Origin of the sequence: Legionella qingyii (assembly GCF_003990155.1) — a bacterium.
GTDB lineage: Bacteria > Pseudomonadota > Gammaproteobacteria > Legionellales > Legionellaceae > Legionella > Legionella qingyii.
In genome coordinates this window covers 81843-88467 of sequence record NZ_RZGX01000018.1, presented here as the reverse complement: position 1 = coordinate 88467, position 6625 = coordinate 81843, and the positions used below count along the sequence as shown (strand labels likewise).

Here is a 6625-nt window from a genome sequence, read left to right as displayed (position 1 = left end):
GTGAACCCTTATAATGTCGAAAATATATTGGATCACATATCTTCATGCACTTCAAAAAAAATTATTCTTTTTTTAAAAATAATGGTCACTTATTGTGACCATCTCTCAGGCATAAAGCGCGGGAAAGAGGAGGAATTAAATGAAATGTCAACAGGCTCTAGCCTAAAAAGAAATGTAATGCCTTGTAAGCTAGAATAGTTAAAATGGACGCTGCGGGTAATGTTAAAACCCATGACATGAAGATGTTGCGAATTACAATCAGATTTAACGCACCAATACCTCGTGCCAACCCAACCCCAAGAACAGCACCAACTAATGTTTGCGTTGCTGAAACTGGAATACCTGTACTTGTTGCTACTACAACAGTTGTTGCGGCGGAAAGCGTTGCTGCAAAGGCGCGGCTGGGGGTGAGTGCTGTGATAGAGCTACCTACGGTTTCAATGACTTTTCTACCATACATAAGAAGGCCTGTAATTACACCAACACAACCTAGTAAGATAATCCATGCAGGGTAATTATTGGCATTAAAAACTTGATGTGAATTCATGATCAAGCTGTAGATGATTGAAAGTGGTCCCACGGCTAAGGCTACGTCATTGGATCCATGTGCAAAAGCCATCGCGCAAGCCGTCATAGCCATAAGAACAGCAAAATATTTTTCAACTTGTATAAATCGTTCTCTGCGTCTTATTCTATGGTGTTCCGGAATGCGTTTAATAAATACCATTCCAATAATTGTAATAATAATGCTGGTTGCCAAAGTAACAGCCAGATTTTGCTTGAAATTCAGGTGAATATGAAAATTATTAAGTCCCTTAAATACAGTGATAAAAGACAAAATCGAACCAATGAGGAAAAGATAAATAGGAATATATAATTTAGCTTTGGCTAGCGGGTTACTTTTAACAAAAATAGTTTGTTGAATACTGGTAAATAATATATAAGCAGTGATCCCTGAAATCATTGGGGACGTAACCCAGCTTACGGCAATGCGACTTACTTGATTCCAATGAATTGCTTGAGGTCCTAATACTACGGCGCCAAAACCTACCATTGAACCGACTAAAGCATTAGTAATAGAAACAGGAACTCCTAGATAGCTCGCAAGATTCATCCAGATTGTGCAAGCTAATAAAACACCCAACATGCCTTCTATAAGGATTAGTGGTTGTCCAGAGAGTTCACTGGAGTTAATAATCCCATCTCGCATAGTTTCGGTAACACCAGTTCCACCTAAAAAGGCACCAGCAAATTCAAAAAATATGGCGATTAACATCGCTTGCTTGACGGTAACGGCTTTTGAGCCCATTGTAGTACTCATGACATTGGCTAAATCATTAGCGCCAACACCCCAAGTCATCAAAAAACACAAAATGACAGCTGTAAGAAGATAAATAATTGAATAATCCATAGAACTTGACTACCGGGCTATTAGAATTTGAAGACGACTACCCACATGTTGAGCGCCATCGGCTAAATCATCAATCCATTGGACCAATTTGTACAGAAAAATTGCATCAATTGCAGATAAATCTTTTTCGATTTCAAAAATACGATGTCTGATATCTGCTAGGCGTTCATCACTGTCATGTTCAATCTCATAAAGCGTTAAGATCATTTCTTCAACGATCTTCACTTCAGAGCCCCTGAAACCTGTCTCTAGTAATTCATCTAATTCATTGATTGCTTTACAAGCTTGTTTTGATGCGTCCAGACATCGACTTAAAAAAGGCATAAAAATGGGAACTATCGTTTCTGGGATAGTCATTTGTCTACTAATGATCAGTATTGCAATGTCTTCCGCTTTATTCGCGATGAAATCCTGGGCGTTAAGCAGCTCAAGCAGGTCAGTACGAGAAACAGGAAGGAAAAGTCCAGTAGGCAAATGAAGGCGTAGATCCCGTTTGATTAAATCAGCTTCTTTTTCAAGGGAAATTATTTTTTCCTTTATTTTATTGGCTGTCGTCCAGTCCTTTTTTAGGATCGCTTCAAAAAATGGGTAGAGCTGTTTGGCACATTGGTGCACTTTTCGCATGTGTTGTTCTATCGGTCTTATTGGTGAAGGACCAAACATATTAAATATGCTACCCATGATGTTCGCATCTCTTAAGCAAATTGTTAGGAATTATACCCAAACTTTTTCAGGAACAAAACTATTGAATTGCAGTTCATGAATTTTTTCGTTGTATTCTTTGATTTTTCAGGTTGAAAAATAAAAATATTTTCAATTTGCTGCAATGATTTTTTATATTGGTCTACAATTGAAAATATTAGGGTTTACCACAATAAGTTTTCTTAATCAGTGATGAAATAGGAACAAGGAGCTCAGGATGAAGCGATTTTGGCTAATAGGATTATTGTTGTTAGCAAATAACGTATTTTCCCAAACGATTACCAAGGTAATTGAATTGCATTATGTTCCGGTCCAAAAAGTTATCCAATTAGTACAACCTTTGCTGCAACCTGGAGAAAAAATAAGTGGCTCTGATCAAACCTTAGTCGTTCAAGTTTCGCCCCAAACACTAACCCAAATTAGAACTGTATTACATCAAATCGACGTACCTCCAGTAACATTTAATATTTCTATCTATCAAGGTGATCCGAATTGGCTCAGTGCACAAAATGAAAATTCTGTAACCTATAGTTCAAACTCTCCGGCGGAAGCCAAACGCACACAATCGGTTAAAGTCATGAATGGTGAATCTGCCTTTGTATCTACTGATCAAGAAGTACCCATCATTACTGCTGTAGGTGCAGGATTTTTTACAGGAATCGCTTACCAACAACATCAAATCAAAAATGGTTTATTGGTCCAGCCAGTCATGCGTGGATCACAAGTTGAATTAAAGTTGCGTCGTGTGCGTGAACAGCAAGACCCGGCTGGTGACCAACAATTTGATAATCAAAATATAGATACGACATTAATGGTTCCATTAAATAAGTGGGTTTCATTGGGGAGTCCAGAGGGAACGCAGGATACGGATTCATCCTCGGTTTCATATACAGCAGGAAGGCCGTTTTCTCAACAAGCAACGCTATATGTAAAGGTTTCAGTGGCAGGTAATCTTTAAAATAACTGAATAAAAATTAAACATCTGGTGTATAATTAATATAGCAGCATATAAATCAACTGACCTTTATGGAGGGCTCATGGCAATTATAAGCTCCTTGGCTAATCACTTGCTGGTCGCAATGCCGTCCCTAAATGATCCTAATTTTGAACGAACGGTAATTTATGTTTGTGAACACCATGAGCAAGGCTCGGTGGGCTTAATTATAAATCGCCCCATGCAATTCCCTTTATCAATTGTTTTTGAACAATTACATATCGAACCGGTTCGTACAGAGCAAAACCGCTTACCGTTAATGTTTGGCGGCCCCGTGCAACCAGAGAGAGGATTTGTTATTCATAAACAACTTGGAGGGTGGCGTTCCAGTTTGTTTTTGCAAGATGAGGTGACGGTAACCACATCAAATGATATTATTCGCGCCATTGCAGAAGATAAAGGGCCTAAAGATGTTTTAATTACTTTAGGTTATGCTGGATGGGTTGAGCATCAACTAGAAAAAGAAATTCTAGAGAATACATGGTTAGTTTGCCCATACCGCTCAGAAATTCTGTATGAGGTGCCCTTCGAAGATCGTTGGGAATATGCAGGATCCACTTTAGGGATCAAAATGAGTCAACTTAGTTCAAATATCGGCCATGCCTAGTCCTGTTTTCTTAGGTTTTGATTTTGGTTATAAGCGCATCGGTCTTGCTGTGGGGCAGCAATTAACGTGTAGTGCATCTCCTCTTGCGACCCTCAATGCTCGTCTGGGCGTCCCTGATTGGAATGCAGTTGCCAAAGTTATTGCTGAATGGTCACCCCAAGGATTAATTGTTGGTATTCCCACGTGTATTGATGGCAGTGAATTATATACAACGTCTGCTGCGCGTCGGTTTGCTAAAGAATTACGCAAGCGATTTTCTTTGCCGGTTCATTTGGTTGATGAGCGACTCTCAACAGTTGAGGCTAGAGAGCAATTGTTTGCACAAGGTGGGTATCGTAAAATCAAACAATCTGAGGTAGATAGTATAGCGGCTTGTGTTATACTTGAGCAATGGCTGCAATATCCTGAATAGGGACTGCTTCCATTTCTACTATCATGGCCTAAATGATCTGAATTTTTGTACTTCGGCGTTCACATATTTCATCTATGTTGCGTTTCGATGCTTGAAAATCAGGCTGGGCCCAATCTGGCGAAATGGAAAAGACTCTAGACTCCTGGTGGTTAAGTTAAAAGAGATAAGGGTTTTATGAATCATTTTTTAGAAATTAGTCAATTATCACGACAACAGATTGAGTCTTTACTGCAACGCGCGGTTTATTTCAAACACCATAACCAATATCCTTCATATGCACAACATACGGTAGCGAATTTGTTTTATGAAAACAGTACCCGCACTCGTGTGAGTTTTGAATTGGCTGCAAATCGTTTATCTATGCCAGTAATCAATTTGGATTTACAAAGCTCTTCTGAAACCAAGGGAGAGATTATTGAAGACACAATACGTACCTTGGCTGCTATGGGAATTAAGTATTTTGTAATTCGTCATTCGCAAGATGGGTTACAACAAGATTTAGCGCGTCAAATAGGGGATGGCATTCATATAATTAATGCCGGCGATGGCACTCATGCTCACCCAAGTCAAGCGTTGCTTGATATGATGACGATCCTTGAACAAAAACCACGATTGGAGCAATTAAAAATAGCAATCCTGGGTAATATCAGGCATTCACGTGTTGCCAATTCATTTCAATGCATTTGCGCACAACTAGGGGTAGGTGAACTTGTTTTAGTCGCCCCAGAACTTTGGCAGCCGAAGACGTTGCATTATGGACGGGTAACTCAGGATTTACAAGATGGATTAACTGAAGCCGATGTCGTGATTTGTTTGCGGGTACAGCGTGAGCGTTTATTGGAGTCCGATCATTTTGATCTCGATTCTTATCGACGTGATTTTGCTTTAACAAAGGAAAATCTAGTTTATACTAAATCGGATGTGATGGTGATGCACCCGGGCCCTATAAATCGTGGTGTTGAAATAGACAGTGATGTGGCAGATGGGCCCAACTCCTTTATATTAAATCAAGTTGCTAATGGTGTTTTTGTACGTATGGCAATTTTTGATGCATTATGTAATCAAAGGTAGTATTGTTGAGAAGCTGCAGCGGAAGTGCAATTTAATATGGAACTAGTCAAGGATATATTTGATGAGTCGTTGTTATAGGAAAATATGCATTCTACTGCTGCTGAGCTTTTATTGTTTGCTTTCCTATTTTATTTTTAAGCATTACCAACGAATCGATTTTTCTTCTTTTTATTTATCATCCCAGGCTTTTTTAAAGGGCGAAAATCCTTATATAAATTTTTTTACTACTTATTTGTCTTCTGTAAAGATATTACCTGCCAATTTAAATCCTCCATTTGTTTTGTGGAGCTTTAGTTTTTTGACTCATTTCAGCTATTCAAATGCATTACTGTTCTGGTTTTTCTTTTCTTTTATTTTGGGAATAATTGGTATCACCATTACATTTTATTATGCTTTTTCCATGCGATTTTTGCAGAAGAATTATGTAAATCTATACCTACTTTATTTCGCATTTTTTCCGACCTTAATGAATTTTGTTACTCAGCAGTTTGGCTGCATTTTATTGTTTTTCATCATGCTGGGTTATTATTTTTATTTGAATCGGCGTGACTATTTTGCAGGGATATTATGGGGCATTATTATTGCGATTAAATTGTTTCCTGGACTGTTATTTTTCTATGTTTTAAAACAACGCCGTCAACGTGTTCTTCTGAGCATGTTCGTTACACTCTTAATTGCCGTATTTATTCCCACGCTGGTTTATGGTCCAGTGATTTATAATCAATATTTCAAAATGATGAGTAATGTATTTTGGTATGGTGATGATTGGAATGCTTCAATTTATGGTTTTATTTTTCGTCTATTTTTTGGTGGCGAAATACTCCCTAATATGTCGTATTTAGTACCAATAAATCTTGTTTATGGCATTTTATTTGTTATGTTACTTTTATGGTATTGGCAAAATCTCGGACCAACTGATAACGATCGGATAAACCATCAGCCTTTTTGCTTGACTCTGGCTATGATGTTACTTATGAGTCCTTTTGGTTGGGTTTATTATTTTCCTTTATTAATTTTGCCCATGACACTTATTTGGTTTGCAGCCTTAGAGAAACAAAATACTCCTACAAAAACAATGATTATTTGGCTTTTATGTCTTTTTCTCATCAATTTTCCTGTTGATTATGTGAACAGTAAAGAAATGCATAATTTACTGGTACGAATTAGTTTTTTTTCCACCTTTTTTTATGGTTTATTACTTATAATTTATCTTTTAGTTCAAAGAAAAGAAATCTATGGAAATAATGAAATACAGTGTGATGGAGTAAAGCATTACTCGATATCTGCAATAAACAGTATTTTTATATTTGGTGTGTTTGTTCCAATCATATATTACCTTGTGCGTTTGTTAAATTTGCATTTGAATTTAGGGTTACCCTAAGTTCAAATGCAAAGAAGCAGTACTCAATGCACTTGAAACAGGAGCAA

Annotated in this window: 7 protein-coding genes; 5 read left to right on the top strand and 2 right to left on the bottom strand. The window is 37.6% G+C overall.

The genetic code is table 11. From position 1 onward, the window contains the following. Positions 1–157: 157 nt before the first annotated feature. Both ELY20_RS13240 and ELY20_RS13235 read right to left on the bottom strand, forming a co-directional pair. Positions 158–1411 (bottom strand): inorganic phosphate transporter, encoded by a 1254-nt coding sequence (locus ELY20_RS13240; protein WP_110142893.1) that lies wholly within the window; start codon positions 1409–1411, stop codon positions 158–160. 9 nt (positions 1412–1420) lie between these two features. Further along, positions 1421–2092, bottom strand: a complete 672-nt coding sequence (locus ELY20_RS13235; protein WP_110142894.1) for a TIGR00153 family protein — start codon at positions 2090–2092, stop codon at positions 1421–1423. A 238-nt stretch (positions 2093–2330) separates the two neighbouring features. Here ELY20_RS13235 and ELY20_RS13230 point away from each other — a divergent pair, with 238 nt between their 5' ends. The 5 genes from ELY20_RS13230 (at position 2331) to ELY20_RS13210 (ending at position 6578) form a co-directional block, all read left to right on the top strand. Then, entirely contained in the window at positions 2331–3071 is a 741-nt protein-coding gene (locus ELY20_RS13230) for a type II/III secretion system protein (RefSeq protein WP_110142895.1), read from the top strand. A gap of 79 nt (positions 3072–3150) precedes the next feature. Beyond that, positions 3151–3714: a YqgE/AlgH family protein gene (locus ELY20_RS13225; RefSeq protein WP_110142896.1), complete on the top strand. Its 564-nt coding sequence runs from the start codon at positions 3151–3153 to the stop codon at positions 3712–3714. Continuing rightward, on the top strand, positions 3707–4126 hold the full coding sequence (ruvX, locus tag ELY20_RS13220) for a Holliday junction resolvase RuvX (RefSeq protein ID WP_110142897.1): 420 nt from the start codon (positions 3707–3709) through the stop codon (positions 4124–4126). Before ELY20_RS13225 ends, ruvX begins: the two co-directional genes overlap by 8 nt. Positions 4127–4300: 174 nt before the next feature. Continuing rightward, positions 4301–5197 carry an aspartate carbamoyltransferase catalytic subunit gene (locus ELY20_RS13215; RefSeq protein ID WP_110142898.1) on the top strand — a complete coding sequence of 299 codons (897 nt, stop codon included), beginning with the start codon at positions 4301–4303 and terminating at the stop codon, positions 5195–5197. Between the two features lie 61 nt (positions 5198–5258). Next, on the top strand, positions 5259–6578 hold the full coding sequence (locus tag ELY20_RS13210) for a glycosyltransferase family 87 protein (RefSeq protein WP_110142899.1): 1320 nt from the start codon (positions 5259–5261) through the stop codon (positions 6576–6578). Positions 6579–6625 lie beyond the last annotated feature (47 nt).

Excerpts from the sequence above, each read along its gene's own strand:
- ELY20_RS13240 (WP_110142893.1), bottom strand. The coding sequence starts at position 1,411 with ATGGATTATTCAATTATTTATCTTCTTACAGCTGTCATTTTGTGTTTT.
- ELY20_RS13235 (WP_110142894.1), bottom strand. The coding sequence starts at position 2,092 with ATGGGTAGCATATTTAATATGTTTGGTCCTTCACCAATAAGACCGATA.
- ELY20_RS13230 (WP_110142895.1), top strand. The coding sequence starts at position 2,331 with ATGAAGCGATTTTGGCTAATAGGATTATTGTTGTTAGCAAATAACGTA.
- ELY20_RS13225 (WP_110142896.1), top strand. The coding sequence starts at position 3,151 with ATGGCAATTATAAGCTCCTTGGCTAATCACTTGCTGGTCGCAATGCCG.
- ruvX (WP_110142897.1), top strand. The coding sequence starts at position 3,707 with ATGCCTAGTCCTGTTTTCTTAGGTTTTGATTTTGGTTATAAGCGCATC.
- ELY20_RS13215 (WP_110142898.1), top strand. The coding sequence starts at position 4,301 with ATGAATCATTTTTTAGAAATTAGTCAATTATCACGACAACAGATTGAG.
- ELY20_RS13210 (WP_110142899.1), top strand. The coding sequence starts at position 5,259 with ATGAGTCGTTGTTATAGGAAAATATGCATTCTACTGCTGCTGAGCTTT.